This is a genomic window from Furfurilactobacillus entadae (assembly GCF_045862745.1).
Classification (GTDB): domain Bacteria; phylum Bacillota; class Bacilli; order Lactobacillales; family Lactobacillaceae; genus Furfurilactobacillus; species Furfurilactobacillus entadae.
Genome location: NZ_BQXN01000007.1, coordinates 1 through 22435, shown reverse-complemented (window position 1 = coordinate 22435; position 22435 = coordinate 1). Strand labels below are relative to the sequence as shown.

The following is a 22435-nucleotide window of genomic DNA, read 5'->3' as shown; positions in this document are numbered from 1 at the left end:
TATATTATCGATATGGTGTGATGCTTTCCTCATTATATGATTTATCATATCATGAGTTGTCATTGAACATTCGGTTGTTACTTAATTTGAATACCATTTGCATTTAAGTCATGTAATTCGACAGATTGCGAATCACTAACATCATTAATATTGCTATCGTCTTTAGTAGAAATATCGTCAACATTAAGCTGACCACCTGATAACTTTAAATCTGATAAAACAACTTCATGCAATTCAGAGTTATCTTCGTCTGAACTATTATCATAAGATTTTGTGACCCGATATAAGGCAATCACTTTGTACCCGCCATTATCGCTGGAAGATTTAGCATTAAGGGTCACGTCTGAATCATTTTGATTTGATGTTGAAGAACCCCATGATCCATATCCACTACTTTTATCTGAATTTTGTTTCTTTTGAAATCTTAGTCATCAAAAATACCCCTAAAGTTGGAGTTTTTACTTTAACTTTAGGGGTATAAGTTCACGTTGATAATTAAATCAACGTTGCGGTTTTAAAATTAGTTTATAGCAATTTACAAACCAAAAATTTCCTCTTACTATTCACAGATAGACTAATGCGGAAGTATCTATTATGAACACTACGACGTTATTTCTAAGTGGTTTAATCACTGTCTTTTAAATCTTGTAAACAAACTCAGTACAAGCAAATTTGTAAGAACAGAAAGCCAAATAAATGTCATTAAAAATCTATTTCTAGATTGCCCAGTATATGGTAATGCCTCCTGTGCAGTATCATAATGCTCTGATTTTTCTTCTACCCGTTTATCAGACACCGTTGGTGGAGTCGATAGAGGTGTCGTTGGTGGCGTCGTTGGTGGTGTCGTTGGTGGCGTCGTTGGTGGCGCCGTTGGTGGTGTCGTTGGTGGTGTCGGTACTGGAATCCACAAAATCAATGGTAACAAATCACTTAGTAGTGGATATTCGAGCTCACCTAAAATCGTGTGATTCGTTTCTTCACCTGCACTTGTATTATTAAAAATATTGTTTACAAACATATTCCAATATTTATTAATATTAGCAGTGTGCCAATCTGGAAAAATCTGCTCCATTTCTCGACCAGGAATGGCAACAGGAACTAACGTAAAGTCTCCCGATATGCTCGGCTTTTCAATTGCGCTATTTATATCACCATTGCTATACCATTCTATCAATTGACTATAAAAGCTGTTTGCCATTCCAGAAATTTCTTCCAAGGATAAATCTGGGTATTGTTTAGCAAAAGATTGTTGTAACGCCATTAATATGTTTTCACTACCGCCATCAAAGCCTGCACGAATAATTTGTAATAGAGCTTCATTTACCGCAGTAGGAGCTGGTGTCTGAGCATATTGATCAAGTACTTTCCCAGTTTCTAGCGTAGCCTTTATATAATCTTGAATTTTGTTTTCACTGGATTGACTAATTTGTCCAACATTTTTAACATATTGTCCGATAATATCGTTGGGAAACTCAATAGCTGTCGTTTGTGATTGATTGATCAGATCTGCTAATTCATTTAAGAGTTTTGTTAGGCGATTAATATTTGACATCTTTTGTGACTTATTATTTTGTTCTCCAAGAAAATTATGGAGCTCGTCGATTTTATCTTTAACTGCTTCAGCCTTAATTTCAGCAATTTTATTTTCCAATTCTTCATTAGCATATATCTCTGAAATGTTAGACAACGAATTATAAAAATCATTAGTATGCAGCACATGATTCTCATTACTAATTTCATCGATTATCATGTCATTAAGATTTTGATTCAAAATAGAGGACTGATTTTTAAGAACGTCTTGTGTTGCCTTAACTAAGTTCTGCTCCGCTTTTTTTAAATCATCAAAGTTTACCGGCGCTTCGATTGTCAAATTCACCGATACTACTTGATCGCCACTTCTAAGCTTTACAGAATAAATTCCTGGTTTAGAGAAGTCAACGCCACTAAAATCAATCTCAATCGGCCCTGCTTTCGTTCCCAAACCAAAATCACTAGTTTTAGGAGTGGCATCACCTAGATTCATAACAAAATCTTTACCAGTCAATTTCTGAGGACTAAACGAACGAACAAAGGTCGCCGTGGGGCCTAATCCTGACTGATATAAGTTTAAAAAATTATCTAAGCTATAGGTTGGACCTGCTGGATTAGCAAGCGTTCCTGTACCAACCATTTTCCATGTTAGAAATTCATTACTAGATGGATCATTCCACCCTGCTGGCCATTCATAAAAATAATCGTCGAATGATAAATCAGTATTCACTCTAAAGCCGGAACCAATGGAAATTTGACTCAAATTTGGTGTATAGCCAAACATAGCATACATGTTTGTCTTGGGTTGAATTACCCAACTCGAAATGTTCAAGGTCTTTAAACTAGCCGTTCCATAAAACATATGCTTCATATCAACTACTTTTGAGGTATTCCACCCGCGAGTGTCAATCTGATTGACCTGTTTATCAAACGCAAACATTCCAGACATATTGGTTACCCTTGATACATCTACATTTTGTAATCCATCGATGCTTTCAAACCAAGGAGCATCAGTATTTCCATCATATGAGCTAAATAAATAACTTGCGTCGTTATTTGCAATAACTCCTGATTCAATAACGACTTTTTTAATTGTCTCGGAACTCAGAAACGAAGCATCCCATGTAGCAATACCATACCCATACGTATTAGCTAAAGTTCCTGCGTGCAAAGTTAATGTCCCTTGATCATCAAAATCCCATTTTACGGATCCATTTATCCCCGACTTTATTATGGCCGCTTTAGACAACGCTTGTACCGTATATGGGGATAGTTTTTCCGTACTTGAAGTGCTTGGAGTACTTACCGTACTGCTACTTGTTGCACTTGCACTGACCGCTGCACTTGTAGCACCTGCTGTGCTCGCCGTATTTGTGCCACTCGATACGCTTGTAGCACTTGCTGCGCTTGTGATGCCTGTTGCGCTTGTAGTATCATTTCCACTTTCCTGAACAGCGGCAGAGCTATCTGTTAAAACACTGTTTGAAATATCCGTGCTAGTTTTATCTTCAGAATCTGCTTGCTTGGATACTTGATTATTTGTTCCTTCATCGGATTCAACCAAAGATGTTTTATGCGCATCGCTACCCAAGACTAACTTATTTGGTTGGGAAATTGGCGCTGTTATTTCATTAGCGTCTAATACTGGTAATGTATCAGCATGAACATTTTGATTAGAGTAAACGGAGGCAACGGTAAAAGCAACCATGGTTATTCCACTAACAACCCAAAATTTTCCGGATTTATATAGTTTATATCGCGTTTTTAAATAGGGTTCCATACTTAGACACCATCCCGTAATTCATTGCGTTTTGTACAATTATATCCTACGCAACTATAACACTTTTTTATTTTTATTAAAATATATTTAATCAAATGAACTATATAATCATTTAATTTGCCATTTTAGATTAGTGAAGCTCTAAAGACTATATATGCATCCTAAGTCAACACGCCAATATAAATAGTCCAATATTTCCACTAATCTCAAATATTAACTAGCATTTTCCTGAACATCCACGAATATTTAGACAGCAAAAGAGCCTTAACGATGATGAGTAAATCAACGTTAAGGCTCTTTTATTAACTTCTGTAAAAATCACTTATGCGCCTGGAGGGAATCGAACCCCCATCTCAAGAACCGGAATCTTACGTGCGATCCATTACACTACAGGCGCAACTCGTTTATACCTAACTGGTACCTTACTATATTAGCGAATATTAGCCAGAAACACAACCCGAAAACCAACATTTTTGTCATTTTCCCCAAAAACGCTGAGAGGCAGTTAATTGTCATGTTAATAATTAACCTGCTATGATAATTTACATAAATAAAATTTATGGAGGAGATCAACGATGATTACAATTTTTCATAACGAAATCGGTCACCACAGCATTCACTTCCCCAAAGGTAAATACTTAACGTTTAATCTTGTTCACCCAACCCCCAACTCACCGTACCGCATCGAAATTATCGACACCAATCTAAATGGTGTCAAAAAACTTCAAGTTCGGTTTAGTCACCTGGGCCAAATTATGCGGCTCAATGAACCAGAACTTAGCTTTCAACTAATTTAATCAACCCATCATGGCCATCAATCCTTGCTGATAAAGGATTGACGGCCTTTTTTCTATCCCAAAACGCCCGTTAAAAAGTACTCGTTTTCATTTTGTTTCAAATTTCGAACACACAATATATAGATTTTCCAAAACTTTTTTCACATCATCTTGTGTCCGAGGTAAATTTCCGTCTAAGACCGGTAGACCAGTCGTCAGCCGGTGCTTAACCACGTTAACTGCTATATACAGAAAGCGTTTTGAGGACATTTTGTTTTCGCGGTTGATGATGCTAGTATAGCTATCAGTGCGTTACAGGCCTGAATCTTTAAACTCTACCGGGCCACAAATATAAATCATAGAATGGAGCGTTTATTTCATGCATCACATCACTAATTATTTTAAGTTTCTGGCTCACCAACTTACGGGGTGGCACACGGCCTCATACTGGCTCTTCGGGTTTTCACTCGGGGCCCAGGTCATGACACTTGTCTCCAACCCGTTCAGCTTGGTCAACCTGATCACCTTTATTGGGACGACCCTTGGGGTGCTCTGCATCCTCGCCATTAACCAGGCCAAAAGTGTTAATGGTTTTCTTGGGGTTCTGTCCGCGCTCTGTTTTGTGTATGTCGGTTTTGCCGCTAAGAACTACCTGTCCATCGCTGAACAGCTGGTTTACATGGCCACGTTGGACCTTCCCGTCCTGCTGAGCCCAAGCTGGAACAAAAACATGGTCAGCAAGATTCGCTCCTTTACGTGGCGGAGTACTTCCGTTGCCATTATTGCCACGATCATCACATACGGTTTGTCTGGCTTCCTGATTGGGGCCCTGACAAACGACCCGCGGCCATGGATCGATGCCATTTCATTTAGTATCTCTGCCTGTGCCGGCGTGATCTGTTTCCTTCGTTTCAAACAACAATACATCTGGTGGGTTGCTTCTGGTCTTGCCCAGATGGTCCTCTGGGCCGTCTCATTCCGTCAAGGTGATGCAACGCTTGCCATGTTCGTCAACAGTTCCGTTTACTTGTTGAACGACTTCTTGGCATTCACGATTTCACCTTGGTACAACAAGCAAAACCAGGCTTCCCAAGCAGCAAAAGAAACGGCGTACTTTGCCAACCTTGACGCTGCCAACAATAACTAACGTCAGCGGCTTATCCTGACCAGAGTAACGCACTCAAACATTCATTTAAAAATGAGTCTCCCTTTGGAGGCTCATTTTTCTTTGCGATCATCGCTACTGATCGCCCGTTCGTTGTTCCAGCAACCCTGCGAGTGTTGCCCGTTGAAACCCACCAATGAGGTCATGGATCGTTGTCAGTGACTCTTGTTGCCCACCTAACAACCATTCACGCCACATTCTGTACACACCAGCGCTCATAAACTGGGGCCAGTACGTTTGCTGGGCGGGCGTTAATTGTGACCACACATCAATCTGTTTATAAAACCGCAACATGTTGTCATTAAAAATTTCCTGAATGACGTGTTCAAACCCCCGGTCAACAGCCAGTTGAAGAACATCAATATTCGTCACCAAAAAATCACTGAGTGCCGCCATCTTTTCTGCTGGTTGTTTGTACATCACGGCGTCAAACTGAGCATCGATCAACGGCCTAAAGTGTGCCACCAGAATGTCATCTAATGTCGCAAAGTTCCGATAAAACGCCATCCGACTGACCCCCGCCCGCTTCACCACTTGGGTCACGGTAATATCCGTTAAATCTGTTGTCACCAACAATTGCAACAACGCGGTTGCGAGGTACGTTTGTGAATCCTGTTTGATTGATTGTGCATGTTGTGTCGCTGCCATTACACTTTCTCCATTCTGTCATAGATGCGCCGTTTTCACTTGAACAGCTGAACCCGTGACTGTATGCTACTGTCATTAACGTTACAAGTGTAACGGAAGCGAAAGGATTTCTCAATGACTTCACAACAAAAACAACTGGTCGTCGTAACCGGCGGCAGCGGCTTTATTGCCATCCACACAATTCTTCAATTACTTCAACAAGGTTACGCCGTTCGAACCACCGTTCGTGACTTAAAGAAGACAGCCCTCATTCACGATATGCTCACCACTGGTGGGTGGACCGATTTCAGCGACCTCAGTGTCATGGCCGCTGACCTGACACACGATGACAATTGGGCCACCATTATGACTGGCGCCGACTACGTCATTCACCCAGCCTCCCCAACCCCCACGCTGAACTTTAAAAATGAGGATGAAATGATTCGGCCTGCCATTGACGGCGTGCTCCGCGTCCTCACTGCGGCCCGTGATGCCCACGTTAAACGGGTTGTTTTGACCTCCGCTTACGGTGCCGTTTTTGCCGGGCATAAGAACCGCAAAACACCATACACCGAAGACGACTGGTCTGATCTCTCATCCGGCAAGGTGCACCCGTACCAAAAATCAAAGACGCTGTCCGAGCAGGCCGCTTGGCGCTTTATTCGTGAAGAAGGTAACGGCCTGGAACTTGCGACGGTCAATCCGGTCGCCGTTATGGGTCCCGTTTTAGCTGGTGATTACTCCCACTCCAACATTCAAATTCAGGATCTGTTAACAGGGAAAACGAAGGCTGTTCCACATGTTGATTCTGGTTACGTGGACGTCCGTGATGTCGCCAGTTTACACATTCTGGCAATGACCAAGGCCAGCGCGAGCGGCGAACGGTTCCTTGCTACCACTGGCGAGACATTATCCATGCTTGAGGTGGCTGACATTCTTCGAACGGCCTTTCCAGACTACGCGGCCAACATCCCCACCAAGATCATCCCCAACGCGGTGCTAAAGGCCGCCGCCTTAACCAACCCAATGTTGCGCATGGTGGCGGGATTGGTCGGTGTCTACGCAGAAACAAGTAACGCTAAAGCTGTGACGATGCTCGACTGGCACCCTCGTTCTGCCAAAACCGCCATTATCGCCACCGCTCAGTCCATGATCGATCTTGGGATCGTTCACCCCAAATAACAGCAACGGGCCCAGATGACTAATTCATCTGGACCCGGCTTTTTTTCTATTCAGTTAATGATACCGTCACGGTCCGTTTGGCCTTTGAACCGGCTTCCAAAACGACCGGTTGGTCCGCACAGCAAAGGGTCAGTTTACTCCCGCTCAACAGCTCAAACCGGGCCTGATTCCGGGTGATGTGAATGCCGATCTGGGTCCCTTGGTACTTGATTTTAAACGTCAGCGCTGTCCACTGAACCGGCAAGTGTGGTGCAAACACCAACCCCTGCTTGGTCTGGGCCATTCCAGCGACGCCATATACCATTTCCATCCAACTAGCACCCATACTGCCAAGGTGAACCCCATCCTGCGAGTTGCCCTGCCCGTTATTTAAATCTGTGAGTAAGGATTCCGCAATGTAGCGGTATGCCTTATGGTGCGCTTCGATGCGGTTAGCCAAAATGCTGAAGATCGGCCGCGATAACGACGAATCGTGGGTCGTCAGTGGCTCATAGTAATCAAAGTCCCGTTTTAACTGCGCCATGTCCTGATCTTCTGGGAACAAGAAGTCACTAAGCAACGTATCTGGCTGCTTGTTCACCTGATGCTTGTACAACCGCAGTGGGTGGTAGTGCAACAGGAGCGGATAATTATCGCGCGGCGTCTGATCAAATGGCCAGATTGGCATGTTAAACGCCCCGTCGTCCTGCATCTTGACCCCGAGTTCATCATCAAACGGCAGGTACATGTTATTGGCCGCATGATCAAAACTCGCAATTTCTTTGTCCGTTACCCCCAGTTCTTCTAAACGCCCCGGGTGCGTTTGCTTGAGTTCTTGTGCATACTGAACAGCCAACGCGAGGTTATGTTTTGCCATCCGGTTTGTATAATAATTATTATTAACCAACGCGGTGTACTCATCGGGCCCAGTGACCTTATTGATAACAAAGCGACCACCCTGAGGCCCATCCACACCAAAGCTCCCCACTCGTTGCCAGAACCGCGCCGTTTCAAGGATCAGCTCGAACCCAGCAGTCAGCAAAAAGTCCTGGTCACCGGTCACCTCGATGTATTTAGCAACCGCATAGGCAATGTCCGCGTTAATGTGCATCTGGGCGAGCCCCGCCGGAAAGTATGGCGAGGCCTCCGTTCCGTTGATCGTTCGCCAAGCAAACATCGCCCCACCGTCAAGCCCAAACTCCCTGGCCTGACGTCGGGCGGCATCCAAGGTATTGTAGCGATACATGAGCACCGATTTTGCCAGTGCTGGTTCCGTGTAAATAAACGCGGGCAACATAAACATTTCGGTGTCCCAGAAGTAATGGCCCTCATACCCGGCACCTGTGAGCCCCTTCGCCGGAATACTGGTGTTTCCATCGTGCCCGGCAGACTGGTGGAGGTGAAACAGATTGAACCGCAAGCCACGCTGCGTCTCTGGATCACCCTCTAGCTGAATATCTGTGTCCTGCCAAAACGCCCGCATTTGCTGAGCCGATTCTGTAAATAGCGATGAAAACGAATGGTGTTCTAAATGGTGATTAGCGTGTTTCAGGTAGGTATCATGGTTCATAGCCACATCCATCAAACTATGAATCTGGCCAATGGAATAGCCAAAGTCAAACGATTCGGCCAGCCCCTGTTGGAGATCAAGATCCATCACATACTTCGGCATCCCGTCCGTTTGATCAAACTGAACCAGTGAATCCTCCCCTAGATATCGCCACATTAAGATCAACCCCAGCTGACTTTTTTGTGTGGTGATCTGCATGGCGGGAAAATCAGCGTCAATAAACTGACGGTCAAGGACGTTTTTTCTGGTCACTGCCCGGATGTCGGTGCTCTTATCAAACACTTGATCAATGTACGGGTGTTCTTTATACAGCTTTACCGGACCACTAAAGTTCAATGGACGCACCGAATAGCTCTCACAAAAAATGGCTGAATCCGCCTGTGACGCAAACGTTGACATCGACAGCTGAAGCAGTTTGCCACTCAGGGCCGTGATTTCAAACAGTTCGTTCAGTAACCCCGTTTCCAGGTCGAGGTTCTTATCGATCACCCGCGTCGTAAACGCGACTTGGTCTGAACGTTGGCCATCCACCTCGATGACCAAGTACCGTGGGTCCGGCAGCTGCGCGATGGTTTGATTATTTTCTGGATAACCGGCATAGGTTTCCCCATATGTAATTTGACTAAGATCATAAAAACCGTTCACAAAGAGGCCTGGGGTCCCTGACGTTTGGCGGCCGTTACCTTGCAATGGGTTACTGGCCCGCACCCCCAAATGGCCGTTTGCCACCGCATAGATCGTCTCTAAAAAAGCTGGTGTTTGATCCGTCAACTCCTGTAAATGTAATTGAAATGATTGTTTTTGCTCGCTGATTGCCATCGCGCGCCGTCCTCACTTTCATCAATTTAACGCCTTAATCATAGTTCATTGCCGCTTAAAGCACCACGCTAAGGTTCTGTTGCCGGTTCTTGATCGACAATTATGGACAAAATAGTCGCGTCGCCGGCTTAAATGAGCTAAGATGAAGTTAGAATAACTCTAAGGAGGAACTGTTATGGCTCAGGTCATTGATGAAGACGCCATCCGCGTTTTAAAAGAAAACCAGCTGCGGGTCACACCACAACGACAAATTGTGTTGCACTACTTGATGACCCACCATAATCATCCTGACGTTGGCACCATGTTTGATGAACTAAAGCCAGATCACCAAGGGCTGAGTTTAGCAACCATTTACAACACGTTGAACACCCTGGTCGAGACGGGCATTGTCATTGAACTCGATAATGGTGACGCCGGAACCCACTACGATTATTATGGACGCCCCCACTTTCATGCCGTTTGTCAAAACTGTGGTAAAATCACGGACATCTTTTATGATGATTTTAGTAACCTGGAAACGGCCGCCGTTGAACAATCCGGCTACATGATTACCGAAGATCACATTGAACTTTTCGGGTACTGCCCCGACTGTCAAAAAAAGCTTGGCTTAACGCCAAATAAATAACTTGTTCGGTTTAACGATTCCAACAAAAGGGACTCGCCACTGTGTCATGTGGCGGGTCCCTTTTTGGTTATCTTAATTAATCATTTTGACTGCGTGTCCGTGGTAACGTTAACGCCAGCAACGCCCCAAAAATTCCTAGTGTCATGAAGACCCCGAACGTCCACCGGTAGCCCAAAATGGTCGCATTATGCACGCCCAGGCTGACTTTGTAACTCGCCGCTACCCGGCTCAACACGATCGTTGCCCCAGCAACACCGTGACCCCAATAACTGCCGAACGGTCGTTGTAACAGCCGTCCCGTGGGCAATGAGTTTATCAGGCAGTGCATTGGCACCCAGCGTGACCGCAGGCATCATCACAAAGGCGTTGCCACCTTCCGTAACGATCGAGGCCAGGATCAACGTGGTGACCGTTAAATGCGCTGTGGCACTGGTTAAGTACCCAAAGCCAAGCACAATTAAGCCCATCCCCACTAACACAACGTTCCGTGCACCGATGCGATCCATCAGCCGACCACTTAACGGATTCAACAGACTGAGGCCAACAGCTGCCGGAACCAGTGACAATCCAGAGGCTAACGCCGACAGACCCAGCACGTTTTGATAATACAGTGGCAACACAATCGTCGTCACAATTAAGGCCACGTAGGAAATCCCCGTCAGCAGAACCCCCGTCGTGTACACCCGGCTCTGGAAAACACGGAGAACCAGCAATGGTTGCTCCCGGCGCAACTGCCGCCAGCAGAACCAGCACGACGCAACCAGGCTCACAACCAACAGTCCAAGGAGACCCATTGAAAATTGACCAATCCCCCCCAGCGGTTCAACACGTAAAGCAAGCCGATGAAGCCGGTTGACGCCAAAACTGACCACCCATCAATCGTTGTTGGCGTCAGCGGCATCACGTCACGAATGGTCCACCATGAGGCAATAAACACACCTGTGACCAATACCAGAAAGAGGCCAAAGAGCCCCCGCCAGCTCGCCCATTGGAGAACAATCCCGGAAATAATTGGACCAACGGCTAACGCCGCTCCCATGATCAACCCAGCCGTGCCCATTGTTTGCCCACGGTGCTCCTTTGACGTAATCGTCAACAGCACCGTTTGAAACGACGGAAAGATGATCCCGACCCCAACGGCTTCGATCAACCGGCCAATCAAAAGAATGGGGTACGTTGGTGCCACGAGACAAATTAGCGTCCCGACGGCAAAGGCGGCAATCACTGACCGAAATAACGTACCAAATGGCACGTTATTTAGTAACCACGGGCTCACCGGAATCATCACGCACATGATCAACATAAACCCCGTCGTTAACCACTGAACCGCGGGTGTTCCAATGTTAAACGTTCGCATCAGCGTTGGGTAAGCCGTTGACAGTGCTGACTGACTGATTGACATACTAAACGTCCCCGTTAATAACGTCGCAATGAACCATAATCGGCGGTACGGAACCCCCGCCCGATCGACCCCCATTGTTGCTTCACTCACACTTGTTTGACTCAATCTCGTCACTTTCTCTCTTCGCTCTCTGCTGCCGTTAATCCTGGTTTGTGCGGTTTTCAACGTCCGCCATGCTTAGCAAATGATACGTTTGTGGGTGTTCTGGATCAAACACCTCAATTTGCGCCATCATCCCCGTGTCCTCGTGTTCCAAAATGTGACAGTGGTACATGAAGACGCCAAGAACATCAAACTTAACGCGGATGCGCACCGTCTCGCCGGCATTGACCCCGACAACATCCTTATACCCGTGTTCGTTTGGATACGGTGCGTGCCCGTTCCGTGACAAAATGAGGAAGTGACAGCCATGCATGTGGAATGGATGAATCATCCCCGTGTCCATTTCATTTGTATTGGTCACATCCCAATCCACAACGTCACCGATCTGTTGCCGCCGATCAATGCGTTGCATGTCAAACAGTTGCCCGTCCAAGCGAACCTCATCATCCATCCCGGACATGACCGTTGCTTCGACACCGCGGCCAGGGGTTGGTTGCCAGTCTTCGATCGCCACCAGGTGGTCAGGTAACGTTGTGTCATCTGCCACATAATGACCAACTTCAAACGTCATCAAAACAACGTCATCACTCATCAATTGAACCCGTTGGCCCGGTTTGTAATCACCAAAGTCCACAATGACTTCGGCCCGTTCCGCAGCGGTTAACATTAGTTTCGTCATTGGCACAGGTTCTGGCAGTAACCCACCATCTGAACCGATCTGGGTAAACGCATGGTTGTCACTGAAATGAAGCCGGTATTCACGCCGGTTCGCGCCATTCAAAATTCGGAGCCGGAGTCGTTGGGTGGTCACGTTAAACACCCCATTGACCGTCCCATTAACTAGCGGCGTTTCGCCGAGGGTCCCATCTTCATCGTAATCAGCCTCATAGTCCAGCTGATTTTCATGATACGTCCGGTCCTGCAAAATAACCGGGATGTCATCAACGCCATAGTTGCGTGGCAATGGTAAGGCTGCTTCCACATCATCCGTGACAACAACCGCGGCTGCCAGGCCATTCCAGACCTGACGTGCTGTGTTCGGACATGGGTGTGGATGAATCCAGTCCGTTTGTGCAGGTTGGTTCAGGGTAAAGTCAATGTCGCGTGCTTCCCCAGGATAAATTGGTGCGTGGGGTCCACCATCTGTGATTGGCCCAGGAATGTTTAATCCATGCCAGTGAAGGGTCGTGACTTCAGGCAGATGGTTAACGATATGTACATGGTAGTGCACGCCATCCCTTAATACGACGGTTTGCCCAAGCAATGAGGCATTGTAGCCCCAAGTGGTGGTCGTTGGCCCTGGTAAAATTGCCGTTTGGCCAACCTGGGCGGTAATCGTATACCACACGTCGTTCCCATCGACTTTGTCCGGTTGCAAGACGGCCGGCACATTCAGTGGTCGCTCTGGTGTCGTTGGGGCCATTAGTGGCACGTAACCACCATCATGAAGGTCATAGACTGGTTCATCATAAAAATAATCATTAGCGATTGGTTTGTTATTCATCTTAGAATCTCCCCGTTTGCTTGTCTTAGTTAGTCCTCATTTGTTTTAGTGTGGTGTGTAAACGCGTGCCAGCAATCAATGGCAGCCTGTGCAAACATGCCAAGTGCCATCACTTCCATTGCCAACATGTTTTGGTCCGCAAAGACCAGGTAAAGTAAGCCGGCATACACAAGTACAAAGATAACCGTCACAATTCGTGATGTGCTCCCCATCTTCTCGCCTCCTTTTCTTTATTGTATTCATTCTAAGTTAGAATGTCACTTAGAAGCCTCTCCCGTAAATTCAGTCATCAAAAAACGGTCGCTACAATGATTGCAGTGACCGCACTTTCCAACGTTAATGAAGTTTATAGAAATTCCGTCTGGCTTGTTGCGTCATACCGGTCTGTTTTAATCGGTTCCTCAGCAGCCTTCCCAAGTGAAATCGCCATCACCGGAATAAACCGCTCAGGGTCCATCCCCAAAGCAGGAATGATCTTCTTAAAGTCGTAGCCTGACCACGCTTTGGCTTCGTACCCGTGGGCCCGAGCAATGAGCAGCAATTGCATGGCAACCATCGCCCCATCGATCGTTGCGTCGGCCCGTAAAAAGTCTGGCGTCGCATTTTCATACATCGGTAAAAACGTGCCAAAAATCTGGTCAAGTTTGGCCTTATCGATCTTGCCATCCTCGTAGACCTTTGTCCACACCTTCCGGTACACCTCATGTGAGCGGGTGTCGCCAGCCACAAAAATAACGGCGGATGATGTATCCACCTGTGGATAATTAAAGGCTAACGTGGCTTCCCGAAGCTTTGCCTTTGCCTCTGGTGTATCAATCACCACAAAGTGCCATGATTGTAAATCACACGCTGACGGTGCCGTCGTTGCTTCTTCAATCATCGTTTGCAATTCGGTCCGGTCAATTTTAACGGCTGGATCAAAGACCCGAACAGAATGACGGTTAAACATCACATCTGCAAGATCGTTATTCACTAATGACGCTGGCTTAATGGTTTCTGACATGTTTTCAACCTCTTCACTAAGATTTCAGTCTATTGGTAGCGCTTACCTAAAGTATAACGATTCCTTTGTGATATTCCAAACATAATTCGTTTCCCATGAAAATACACAAAAAAACCGCACAATCATCATAAAGATGATTGTGCGGGACTAAATGCTTTTTGATGTACTGAATTAGAGACAATCAGAAAAGCGTACTCAACCGAAATTACTTAGCCTTAGGAGCTGCTTCGATCGTATCAGTCTTACCAGCAGCCCAACGTTGGATTGCGGCAATTTCTTTTTCACGGCGAAGACGACGTTGCCGTTTAGCAACCGGACGCTTGCCGGCAAATGAGTTCAATGGTTTCTTTTCTGCCATGATGCTTCTCCTCTCAATACGTTGTCAATAACAAATAACACTATACCAGCTTTTTGCCTTCAACACAACCCGCCGACGACAAACAGTGCTACACTTAGGGCAATTAACGATAAGGAAGTGACTGATTGTGGAGTACATCAACCTTGGTAACAGTGATTTACACGCATCAAACATTGGTTTAGGCATTATGCGCATGAACTTGCTTTCCGTTGCTGAGGCAACCACCGTTTTAGAAACAGCGGTTGACCTTGGCATTAACTTCTTCGATGGCGCCGACATTTACGGTGAGGGTAAATCGGACACCATTTTTGGCCAGGCATTAGCTGCGTCTGGACTCAACCGGTCTGACATTTACGTTCAGGGTAAGGTCGGAATCGTGCTCAACAAGGACCGGTCTCATGATGGCTTGGTCTTTGGGGCCCGTTACGACTTCAGTGAAGATCATCTTGTGACCGCCGCTCATGACGAATTGAACCGCATGGGGCTGGATTACTTTGACAGTTTATTGTTGCACCGGCCCGACCCGTTGATGGAACCTGACCAGGTCGCCCGTGCACTAACCACCCTTCAAACGGATGGCACCGCCCGTCATTTTGGGGTTTCTAATCAAAACCCTTATCAAATTGAACTGTTACAACACAGTTTGCACCAGCGCTTATTGATTAACCAACTGCAATTTTCAATCATGCACACCGGGATGATTGATGCAGAGATGCACGTCAACATGGCCGATGACCGGAGCATTGATCACGATAACGGGATCCTTGCGTACACCCGCCTTCACAACATGACCATTCAGGCCTGGTCTCCCTACCAGTACGGTATGTTTGAAGGGGTCTTCATTGATAATCCTAAATTCCCTGAGTTGAATCAAGAACTTCAACGTGTCGCAGACCGCTATGCCGTCACAAAGACCACCATTGCAACCGCATGGATTCTTCGTCACCCAGCAAAAATTCAAACCATTGTTGGGAGCATGAATCCAGCCCGACTAAAGGAAATCGCGTTAGCCAACCAGGTGCACCTAACCGCTCAAGAATGGTACGACATTTACCTGTCAGCTGGCAACGATTTACCGTAAACAGACATTATATATAGTAGAACTCACTAAAAGTGGCGGTTCGTGGATGCTCATCATCCGGCGAACCGCCGCTTTTTGTCTGCCATGAGTAACCTAATTTTGGTCAGTGACACTCGTTTGGTGTTTGATTCCCCAGCCGGTCACTCCGCTAATAATGGAGAAGACTGGTGATAAGAGGCTAAACAGCGTGAACGGTAAAAACGCTAGCGTGCTCACACCCAGTGTGTTCGCCGCAAAGACGCCTGCGACGCCCCAAGGCACCAGGTAGTTGATAACCGTTCCACCATCCTCTAACGCCCGGCCTAATGCGACAGGCGCTAAACCAGCCTCATCAAACGCCTTCTTGAACGCCCGGCCAGGTAAAATAACGGACAGGAATTGTTCCCCAATAAAGAGGTTCACACCGATCCCCGATAAAATCACGGCCGTAATCCGAGCGCCGTCTGACTTCAAGTGCTTCGCAAACGGCGTCATGATGGCGTCGATCAGGCCGAATTCCATCAACAATCCACCGAGTGATAGCGTCAAAACGATCAACGAAACGGTCCCCATCATGCTAGCAATACCGCCTCGTGATAAAAGAACGTCCACTTCCTTATTGCCGGTATGAGAAACAAAGCCGGTTTCAATGATGCTGGCAATTTTCGTTAACTGGGTTCCCGGATGTTCAATGAGCAACATCACCAACGAAATTCCAATGTTTAAAAACAACGTCGGAATGGCTGGCACCCGCCGCCAAGCGCAGAGGAACATGCAGGCGATGGGCACGATGGCCCATGCCGAGATCGTAAAGTGCGCCGATAACACCGCAATCACTTTATTGATACTGGCCAAACTGGTTCCCTTTTCACCACTTCCCAAAACGGCGAAGACAATTAGTGAAACGACAAAGGCGGGAATAGTTGTCCACATGAGGTTCACAATGTGCTTAAACAAATCTGCGTCCACGACCGCCGCCGTTAAGTTTGTCGATTCAGACAGCGGTGATGATTTATCACCAAACACCGCCCCGGAGATGATTGCCCCAGCGACCAGCGCGGGATTCACGTGCATCGTGACCCCCATCCCTAAGAACGCGATCCCCACGGTTGAGATGACGGTAAACGCACTCCCTACGGCACTACCAACCAATGCACAAACCACAAAGACGGACGGGACAAACCACTGAACGCTGATTAAATGAAACCCAAAAACCATCAGGGTCGGAATGATGCCGGCCGCGATCCACGTGCTGATCAGCGCCCCAACGAGAATAAAAATAAAAATTGGCACGATCCCGGTTTCGATTCCGTCCTTAATTCCGGCATTGATTTTTGACCACGGCAACCGGTGGGCCACCGCCCACGCCATGAGAAGGCCCATGACTAACATAACTGGTACTTGGGGTGACAATCCAAACTTAATGACCCCCAGCCCCATAATGACTAACATCCCAATTAAAACAACCAGTGCTTCATTGCGCCCCACTTTAAACGTTTTCTTTTCCATAATTGCTACCTCTTTCATCAATGCTCAGTCAACACCACACACGTTGCGCATCAATATCGGGGCGTGCCCCCACTTGTCTCTGTCATCTGCTTTCCTCCCCTAAACAAAAAAATCGTCCCTGCTATGCCAATGCATAACAGGGACGATTTTCACCGTGGTACCACCCAGCTTAGTGTCCGGCTTAGAAAATTCCCGCACCAAAAACACTCACTCTCACCGGGATAACGGTCCGGTGGTGCCCGTTCATTAACGTCTTCAAGTAGTTCGCAAAAATGGCCCTGATCGGTTCGCAGCACCCACCGACTTCCTGACACCCAGACCATCCGCTACTCGGGATGAAAACACCTGATTAAATATTAATTAGAAAAATACCAGTTTTTGTCATTGATGTCAAACATTTTTTACAACCAGACGCCAAGGGCAAATAATACGGTGTACCCCACAAAGAACAACGCGGTGCTCTTCAGCACTGCCCCGTACGTTTTTTGTTTATCCTGAACAGCAAAGAACGGCTGAATGCCCCGCCACATTACTGGCAGCAACAGGACACTCAGTAACGTGGGCCACGGCGCGATTCCGGCAAAGAAGTTGACCAGTGGCCACAATGACCCAACAACCAGTAGCACTTTCATCAGGGCAACCGCCCGTTTTCGCCCAATAAAGTAGGCCAGTGTGTGCCGATGGTTCTTAATGTCTTCTTCCAGATCCGCTGTATTGTTAGACAGTTGGACCATGAAGAAGATCAGGGTCAACGGTAAGCATAATGTAAACGTGGTTCCAACCATCCCGATGGTAAACGGTTGATGACCATAAATACTAACGTAGACACAGACTAATTGAATCAAATACGAAATGGATAACGCCACAACTGCCTCACAAATTGGCATGGCGTTTAACGGTTTCGGTCCGGCCGTGTAAAAAATTCCGATGGCATAACCAATTAGTCCAAAGACGAGAATCGGCCACCCCGTCCGCATAATTAAGAACAAGCCAGGAACCGCTGACAAGGCGTACAAACTGGCAGCTAACCACCAGACACCTCGTAACGGCAATTGCAACCGCCCAAGTGGGTTGGTGTGCGCCGCATACCCTTCTCGATCGGCCGCATGAACGTAATCATAATAGTTATCCGACACGTTGACAGCTAAGTCAAAAATGAAAACATCCACTAAACACAATAAGACGTTCACCCAATTGACAATACCATACCGCGATTGCGCAATTGCCGCCCCCAAAATAAACCACACAATGTTTAATGGTGCGGTGTAAATTTCCGTTAATTCCACGAATATCGGCCACGTTAGCCACTTTTTCTTCATTCCGTTTTCCCCCTCAACTCTTGTACCTCTAAGGCTACCACATGTTCACGAAAAAATTGCGCACAAAAGCCGGGATTTTGTTTGACCTTTTTTGACCTTTGGGTTAAACTACAATTACGTTGATTAGCAGAGGACCATTATAAGTGCTAATCCACAACGCAAAATACAAGGAGGCCTCTCTCATGGCTTTAATTCCAACTGTTATCGAACAGTCCAGCCGCGGTGAACGCGCCTATGACATTTACTCACGACTGTTAAAAGACCGGATCATTATGGTATCTGGACCAATTGAAGACGACATGGCAAACGCCATCATCGCCCAACTTTTGTTCTTAGACGCCCAGGATTCTGACAAAGATATCTACATGTACATCAACTCCCCAGGTGGTGTGATCACTTCTGGGATGGCAATCTACGACACGATGAACTTTGTGAAGTCCGACGTGCAAACGATCGTCATGGGGATGGCTGCTTCCATGGCTTCCATCCTTGCCACTTCTGGTGCGAAGGGCAAACGTTTTGCCTTACCTCACTCAGAAATCTTGATTCACCAACCTTCTGGTGGTGCTCAAGGGCAACAAACTGAAATCGAAATTGTCGCAGAAGAAATTCTGAAGACACGGAAGATGATCAATGAATTGCTGGCTGAAAAGACTGGCCAAGACATTGAAACCATTAACCGGGACACTGAACGGGATAACTACATGACCGCTCAACAGGCCCTCGATTACGGTTTGATCGACCACATTATGCAAAACTCCAGCGAAATGAAGTAATGCGAAAAGCACTGCCCGGTTAAATCCGGGCAGTGTTTTTTTTTCGTTCATCAAAATCGCTTTAGATAGGCCTCAACCAGGTCGTTGGTCTGCCCCGCCGCCAGAAATTCCTTTGCGGAGCCCGTAAAGAGGATCTTGCCTGCGTTTAAAAAAATCAGGTTGAACATGTCGTCAATGTTCTGAAATTGATGCGAGGTTGCAATCACCATCTTCCCGCGTTGATTGAGGGCCTTTAGTTTCATCATCACCTGGCGCGCCATTTTGGGGTCTAACCCGCTCTCTGGTTCATCAAAAAGATAGAGGGTTCGCTCTAATCGAGAAACGGCCTCAATGATGACTAACCGCCGTTGACCACCTGACAACTGCCGAAACTGGACATCAACAAATCGCTTTAATTCGTCAGGAAGATCACTTACCGTAAATTTTTCGCGGGGGTTCTCGATCTCAGCAATCAGTTTCATCGTGTTGAAGACCGTCGCTTCACCAATAAACGGGACCCCCTGAAGTTGGTACGCAATTTCATCACCAGCCGGGAAGTCCACGAAGTTTTCTACGGGGCGTTGATTAACACCCGCGATAAAATCTAACAACGTCGTTTTCCCAATCCCATTTGGGCCAAAAATCACATTCACGTTATCCTTTGAAAAATGAACGCTTAAATGATCATAGAGTGACACACCACTCGGTAACTGATACGAGAAATTTTGAATTTCCATGCTTTGTCCCCCTTACCGTAACGTCGCAGAATTAAGGTTGATTCTTGCAATAATCAGATTACCAATCAGTAGATAGAAAACCGCGATGCCACTCAGGATAAGCGCCGGCATTAACGCTGGCGCAGTCTGACTAAAAAGGACTTGATAAACGTTTTTCACGTAAACAGTCGGCGCAAGGAAGGACAAGATTCCGTTTAGGCCAACTTGAGCGCTTTTTACAGCAAGTAGCCCCATTCCAAAGACAAGATATCCAGTAATTACAATGCCAGATTCCTGCCCCTTCATTGGCACCAACAGCAAAAACGCTGTAAAAAAAACAATAATCGGGATCAAAATAAAGTTGATCAACATCGCCACCAGCGTGCTCAAGATCACGTGGCCGTCAGCCCGATAACAACAAAGGGCAATCACATTAAAGATGAGCAACTCAACTTGAATCACAAAAATCTGTGGGATTAGATTTGCATAAAAGATGAGCCGTTTGTCACCAGCGATAAATGAAAACATTTTTAGAAAATTATTCTCACGCATGTTTATCATGCCATTAATAATGCCGTTTAAGACACCAGCAACAATTATGTAGGACCAATAACCTGAAAGCATCTGTAAGACCTGCCCACTCGCTAGCTGTCTTGCCCCACCAGCAAAGAAATGATAAAGAAAGAAAACGGCTGGGAAGAGTAATGTATAGACAATGACGAGTTTATTATCCAAGACAATGTTCGTTTCAAATTTCCCCAGTGCAATTGTCTTTTTTAGATTGACCATAACCAACCCCCACTTCTGAAACAACGCTCTGCAAAAGATGCCTTTATAATTCCCTCACTGTGATTATACGATAACCGAATCTTTTATCATCATTTTCTCATTTTAAGACCATTCACTCATATTGTCAATTCAAGGCACGCTCACCAAAATAAGCGATCCGTTACCGACATCATGCCAGTAACGGATCGCTTATTTTGGTTCGTTCGTTATTTCGCTAACACCGCCGCCATGATCATGTCACACACAGTGCTAAACGGCATGCTTGCCCGCGAATAAACACCCTGATTGAGGTTATCCACATGAAGTTTTACCGTTGAAAAAATGATGTTACGGTGCAAGGACAGATCCACTTGCCGAAGATCGTGGTTAGCGATTCCGGCTGCCAATAATTGTTGAACCCGGCTCGTTGCCACGATTGCCCGAACTTTCGGGGCGTCCACCGTTTCCTGACGCATCGTTTCCTTTAGCTTTTGGATCACGGTCATGCTTCCGGGATGAGCCACCGCATAGTCGAACAACTGTTGCAGATACAGCCGCAGGGTTGCTGCAAACGTTAGGTCGCTTACATCTAACGCCAAGTCGCCCTGATATAAATTGGTTAATTCGCGAATGTATAACGCCGTCAATAACTGTTCCCGGCTCGTAAAATAAACGTACAAACTGGACTGAGAAATCCCCGCTGCACGGGCAATCTTTGTTGTTGAGACGTCGCCAACACTCCCATCAATGATGAGTGTCGCTGCCGCATTTAAAATTGCTTGATATTTTTGTTCATCTTTCTTCTTCATAGGTTCTCATGTTACCGAGACCGGTTTAAAATGTCAATTGTTGACACCGATAGAGTTATCGGTTATGATAGCTAACAGATTTTATAAGCGATAATATTATCGCTAATTACATTTTAAACTCAAAAGAGGCATTCTCATGAAAATTTTTATTACTGGTGGTTCCGGCTTTATTGGCCAAACTGTTGTTAAAGATTTAGTTGAAAAAAATTATGACGTTGTTGGTCTTGCTCGCTCAGACCGTTCGGCGGCCATTCTCACCAGTCTTGGTGCAACCCCGGTCTCCGGGACATTGACCGACCATGACGTGCTTGCGCAACAAGCTTCGGCTAGCGATGGTGTCATTCATCTTGGGTTTACCAACGACTTCAATCATTATGACGAAGCTGTTAAACAGGACCAGGCAGCCATTAAGGCGATTGGGGACGCACTCATTGATTCCAATAAACCGTTTGTTAACACTTCTGGGACCCTGATGATCACAGATCTGGGCCGCCCTGCTCTGGAAACGGACTTCACGGCCCACCCAACGGATCGGGCCCTTTCGGAAGCTAACTCATTGGCTTACGCTGATCAAGGCGTCCGCGCCATGGTCGTCCGCCTGTCACCAACCGTTCATAGTGCCGCCCGTCAAGGGTTTGGTTCATTACTCGCCCAAATCGCTGTCGCTCAGCACCGGGCCGCCTTCGTAGATGAGACCACCGTTTGGCCATCCGTTCACAGAGACGACGCTGCTGCCTTGTTTGTTGCTGCGTTAGAACGTGGGACAGCTGGTCACGTCTACCACGCTGTCGCTGAAGAAGGCATCAGCGTAAAGGCCATTGAGGAGACAATTGCAACCAGTCTTCATTTGCCAATCAGCCAGTTAACGCCACAAGACGCCGCCACCTACTTTGGCTGGTTTGTGGGCAGTATCAGTGCAAACAACCCAACCAGTAGCGCCCAAACCCAGGCAGAGCTGGACTGGCACCCAACGCATGAAGGTCTATTAACAGACCTTGCTGATTTCTTGGCCATTCCTGCCAACGTTGAGCAACTCAAACAAGCCCACTAAAAAAAAGAAGCATCCACTGACCTTTA

At 46.5% G+C, this 22435-nt stretch carries 20 protein-coding genes, 1 tRNA gene and 1 pseudogene; 7 read left to right on the top strand and 15 right to left on the bottom strand.

The window, feature by feature from the left end:
* Positions 1-77: 77 nt before the first annotated feature.
* The 3 genes from ACKTR5_RS04520 to ACKTR5_RS04510 all read right to left on the bottom strand — a co-directional run bounded on the left by ACKTR5_RS04520 (position 78) and on the right by ACKTR5_RS04510 (position 3707).
* Positions 78-296, bottom strand: coding sequence for a hypothetical protein (locus ACKTR5_RS04520; RefSeq protein ID WP_407879525.1), 219 nt, complete (start codon positions 294-296; stop codon positions 78-80).
* 332 nt (positions 297-628) lie between these two features.
* On the bottom strand, positions 629-3310 hold the full coding sequence (locus ACKTR5_RS04515; RefSeq protein ID WP_407879523.1) for a BspA family leucine-rich repeat surface protein: 2682 nt from the start codon (positions 3308-3310) through the stop codon (positions 629-631).
* Positions 3311-3635: 325 nt separating this feature from the next.
* Positions 3636-3707: transfer RNA gene (locus ACKTR5_RS04510), tRNA-Arg, on the bottom strand.
* A gap of 178 nt (positions 3708-3885) precedes the next feature.
* On the opposite strand from ACKTR5_RS04510, the gene ACKTR5_RS04505 reads away from it, so the two are divergent.
* Positions 3886-4107 carry a hypothetical protein gene (locus tag ACKTR5_RS04505; protein ID WP_407879521.1) on the top strand — a complete coding sequence of 74 codons (222 nt, stop codon included), beginning with the start codon at positions 3886-3888 and terminating at the stop codon, positions 4105-4107.
* A gap of 358 nt (positions 4108-4465) precedes the next feature.
* The gene (gene pnuC, locus ACKTR5_RS04500) at positions 4466-5233 is read left to right on the top strand and encodes a nicotinamide riboside transporter PnuC (RefSeq protein ID WP_407879519.1); all 768 of its coding nucleotides are present in this window, start codon (positions 4466-4468) and stop codon (positions 5231-5233) included.
* Positions 5234-5326: 93 nt separating this feature from the next.
* On the opposite strand, the gene ACKTR5_RS04495 is transcribed toward pnuC, so the two are convergent.
* Positions 5327-5899 (bottom strand): TetR/AcrR family transcriptional regulator, encoded by a 573-nt coding sequence (locus ACKTR5_RS04495; RefSeq protein WP_407879517.1) that lies wholly within the window; start codon positions 5897-5899, stop codon positions 5327-5329.
* A gap of 114 nt (positions 5900-6013) precedes the next feature.
* Between ACKTR5_RS04495 and ACKTR5_RS04490 the strand changes: the two genes are divergently transcribed.
* Positions 6014-7060: an SDR family oxidoreductase gene (locus tag ACKTR5_RS04490; RefSeq protein WP_407879515.1), complete on the top strand. Its 1047-nt coding sequence runs from the start codon at positions 6014-6016 to the stop codon at positions 7058-7060.
* A gap of 46 nt (positions 7061-7106) precedes the next feature.
* Here ACKTR5_RS04490 and ACKTR5_RS04485 read toward each other — a convergent pair whose 3' ends face one another.
* Positions 7107-9428 (bottom strand): glycoside hydrolase family 65 protein, encoded by a 2322-nt coding sequence (locus tag ACKTR5_RS04485; RefSeq protein WP_407879513.1) that lies wholly within the window; start codon positions 9426-9428, stop codon positions 7107-7109.
* A 175-nt stretch (positions 9429-9603) separates the two neighbouring features.
* Between ACKTR5_RS04485 and ACKTR5_RS04480 the strand changes: the two genes are divergently transcribed.
* Positions 9604-10053, top strand: a complete 450-nt coding sequence (locus ACKTR5_RS04480) for a Fur family transcriptional regulator (RefSeq protein WP_407879511.1) — start codon at positions 9604-9606, stop codon at positions 10051-10053.
* 76 nt (positions 10054-10129) lie between these two features.
* Here the strand turns inward: ACKTR5_RS04480 and ACKTR5_RS04475 are convergent.
* The 5 genes and pseudogenes from ACKTR5_RS04475 to ACKTR5_RS04455 form a co-directional block, all read right to left on the bottom strand.
* Positions 10130-11530 (bottom strand): annotated as a pseudogene (locus tag ACKTR5_RS04475) (MFS transporter).
* 64 nt (positions 11531-11594) lie between these two features.
* Positions 11595-13061: a multicopper oxidase family protein gene (locus tag ACKTR5_RS04470; protein ID WP_407879509.1), complete on the bottom strand. Its 1467-nt coding sequence runs from the start codon at positions 13059-13061 to the stop codon at positions 11595-11597.
* Positions 13062-13090: 29 nt separating this feature from the next.
* The gene (locus tag ACKTR5_RS04465) at positions 13091-13273 is read right to left on the bottom strand and encodes a hypothetical protein (RefSeq protein ID WP_407879508.1); all 183 of its coding nucleotides are present in this window, start codon (positions 13271-13273) and stop codon (positions 13091-13093) included.
* Between the two features lie 134 nt (positions 13274-13407).
* Entirely contained in the window at positions 13408-14064 is a 657-nt protein-coding gene (locus ACKTR5_RS04460; protein ID WP_407879507.1) for a nitroreductase family protein, read from the bottom strand.
* A gap of 205 nt (positions 14065-14269) precedes the next feature.
* Positions 14270-14422, bottom strand: coding sequence for a hypothetical protein (locus tag ACKTR5_RS04455; protein ID WP_407879506.1), 153 nt, complete (start codon positions 14420-14422; stop codon positions 14270-14272).
* Between the two features lie 127 nt (positions 14423-14549).
* Here ACKTR5_RS04455 and ACKTR5_RS04450 point away from each other — a divergent pair, with 127 nt between their 5' ends.
* Entirely contained in the window at positions 14550-15503 is a 954-nt protein-coding gene (locus ACKTR5_RS04450; RefSeq protein ID WP_407879504.1) for an aldo/keto reductase, read from the top strand.
* 93 nt (positions 15504-15596) lie between these two features.
* Here the strand turns inward: ACKTR5_RS04450 and nhaC are convergent, their stop codons facing one another.
* A complete protein-coding gene (gene nhaC, locus ACKTR5_RS04445) occupies positions 15597-16991 on the bottom strand; it encodes a Na+/H+ antiporter NhaC (protein ID WP_407879502.1) in 1395 nt (464 codons plus the stop codon).
* 401 nt (positions 16992-17392) lie between these two features.
* Positions 17393-18310 carry a prenyltransferase gene (locus ACKTR5_RS04440; RefSeq protein WP_407879501.1) on the bottom strand — a complete coding sequence of 306 codons (918 nt, stop codon included), beginning with the start codon at positions 18308-18310 and terminating at the stop codon, positions 17393-17395.
* Between the two features lie 182 nt (positions 18311-18492).
* On the opposite strand from ACKTR5_RS04440, the gene clpP reads away from it, so the two are divergent.
* Positions 18493-19086, top strand: a complete 594-nt coding sequence (clpP, locus tag ACKTR5_RS04435; protein WP_407879499.1) for an ATP-dependent Clp endopeptidase proteolytic subunit ClpP — start codon at positions 18493-18495, stop codon at positions 19084-19086.
* Positions 19087-19136: 50 nt separating this feature from the next.
* On the opposite strand, the gene ACKTR5_RS04430 is transcribed toward clpP, so the two are convergent.
* The 3 genes from ACKTR5_RS04430 to ACKTR5_RS04420 form a co-directional block, all read right to left on the bottom strand.
* The gene (locus ACKTR5_RS04430; protein WP_407879497.1) at positions 19137-19802 is read right to left on the bottom strand and encodes an ATP-binding cassette domain-containing protein; all 666 of its coding nucleotides are present in this window, start codon (positions 19800-19802) and stop codon (positions 19137-19139) included.
* Between the two features lie 12 nt (positions 19803-19814).
* Positions 19815-20570, bottom strand: coding sequence for a hypothetical protein (locus ACKTR5_RS04425; protein ID WP_407879496.1), 756 nt, complete (start codon positions 20568-20570; stop codon positions 19815-19817).
* A gap of 206 nt (positions 20571-20776) precedes the next feature.
* Positions 20777-21358, bottom strand: a complete 582-nt coding sequence (locus tag ACKTR5_RS04420; protein ID WP_407879494.1) for a TetR/AcrR family transcriptional regulator — start codon at positions 21356-21358, stop codon at positions 20777-20779.
* 136 nt (positions 21359-21494) lie between these two features.
* Between ACKTR5_RS04420 and ACKTR5_RS04415 the strand changes: the two genes are divergently transcribed.
* Positions 21495-22409: an SDR family oxidoreductase gene (locus tag ACKTR5_RS04415; RefSeq protein ID WP_407879492.1), complete on the top strand. Its 915-nt coding sequence runs from the start codon at positions 21495-21497 to the stop codon at positions 22407-22409.
* The last annotated feature ends 26 nt before the right edge of the window (positions 22410-22435 follow it).

Excerpts from the sequence above, each read along its gene's own strand:
- ACKTR5_RS04495 (WP_407879517.1), bottom strand. The coding sequence starts at position 5,899 with ATGGCAGCGACACAACATGCACAATCAATCAAACAGGATTCACAAACG.
- ACKTR5_RS04415 (WP_407879492.1), top strand. The coding sequence starts at position 21,495 with ATGAAAATTTTTATTACTGGTGGTTCCGGCTTTATTGGCCAAACTGTT.
- ACKTR5_RS04465 (WP_407879508.1), bottom strand. The coding sequence starts at position 13,273 with ATGGGGAGCACATCACGAATTGTGACGGTTATCTTTGTACTTGTGTAT.
- ACKTR5_RS04515 (WP_407879523.1), bottom strand. The coding sequence starts at position 3,310 with ATGGAACCCTATTTAAAAACGCGATATAAACTATATAAATCCGGAAAA.
- ACKTR5_RS04455 (WP_407879506.1), bottom strand. The coding sequence starts at position 14,422 with ATGGCAGAAAAGAAACCATTGAACTCATTTGCCGGCAAGCGTCCGGTT.
- ACKTR5_RS04470 (WP_407879509.1), bottom strand. The coding sequence starts at position 13,061 with ATGAATAACAAACCAATCGCTAATGATTATTTTTATGATGAACCAGTC.
- nhaC (WP_407879502.1), bottom strand. The coding sequence starts at position 16,991 with ATGGAAAAGAAAACGTTTAAAGTGGGGCGCAATGAAGCACTGGTTGTT.
- ACKTR5_RS04490 (WP_407879515.1), top strand. The coding sequence starts at position 6,014 with ATGACTTCACAACAAAAACAACTGGTCGTCGTAACCGGCGGCAGCGGC.
- ACKTR5_RS04420 (WP_407879494.1), bottom strand. The coding sequence starts at position 21,358 with ATGAAGAAGAAAGATGAACAAAAATATCAAGCAATTTTAAATGCGGCA.
- ACKTR5_RS04440 (WP_407879501.1), bottom strand. The coding sequence starts at position 18,310 with ATGAAGAAAAAGTGGCTAACGTGGCCGATATTCGTGGAATTAACGGAA.
- ACKTR5_RS04480 (WP_407879511.1), top strand. The coding sequence starts at position 9,604 with ATGGCTCAGGTCATTGATGAAGACGCCATCCGCGTTTTAAAAGAAAAC.
- ACKTR5_RS04460 (WP_407879507.1), bottom strand. The coding sequence starts at position 14,064 with ATGTCAGAAACCATTAAGCCAGCGTCATTAGTGAATAACGATCTTGCA.
- ACKTR5_RS04430 (WP_407879497.1), bottom strand. The coding sequence starts at position 19,802 with ATGGAAATTCAAAATTTCTCGTATCAGTTACCGAGTGGTGTGTCACTC.
- clpP (WP_407879499.1), top strand. The coding sequence starts at position 18,493 with ATGGCTTTAATTCCAACTGTTATCGAACAGTCCAGCCGCGGTGAACGC.
- ACKTR5_RS04485 (WP_407879513.1), bottom strand. The coding sequence starts at position 9,428 with ATGGCAATCAGCGAGCAAAAACAATCATTTCAATTACATTTACAGGAG.
- ACKTR5_RS04425 (WP_407879496.1), bottom strand. The coding sequence starts at position 20,570 with ATGGTCAATCTAAAAAAGACAATTGCACTGGGGAAATTTGAAACGAAC.
- ACKTR5_RS04505 (WP_407879521.1), top strand. The coding sequence starts at position 3,886 with ATGATTACAATTTTTCATAACGAAATCGGTCACCACAGCATTCACTTC.
- pnuC (WP_407879519.1), top strand. The coding sequence starts at position 4,466 with ATGCATCACATCACTAATTATTTTAAGTTTCTGGCTCACCAACTTACG.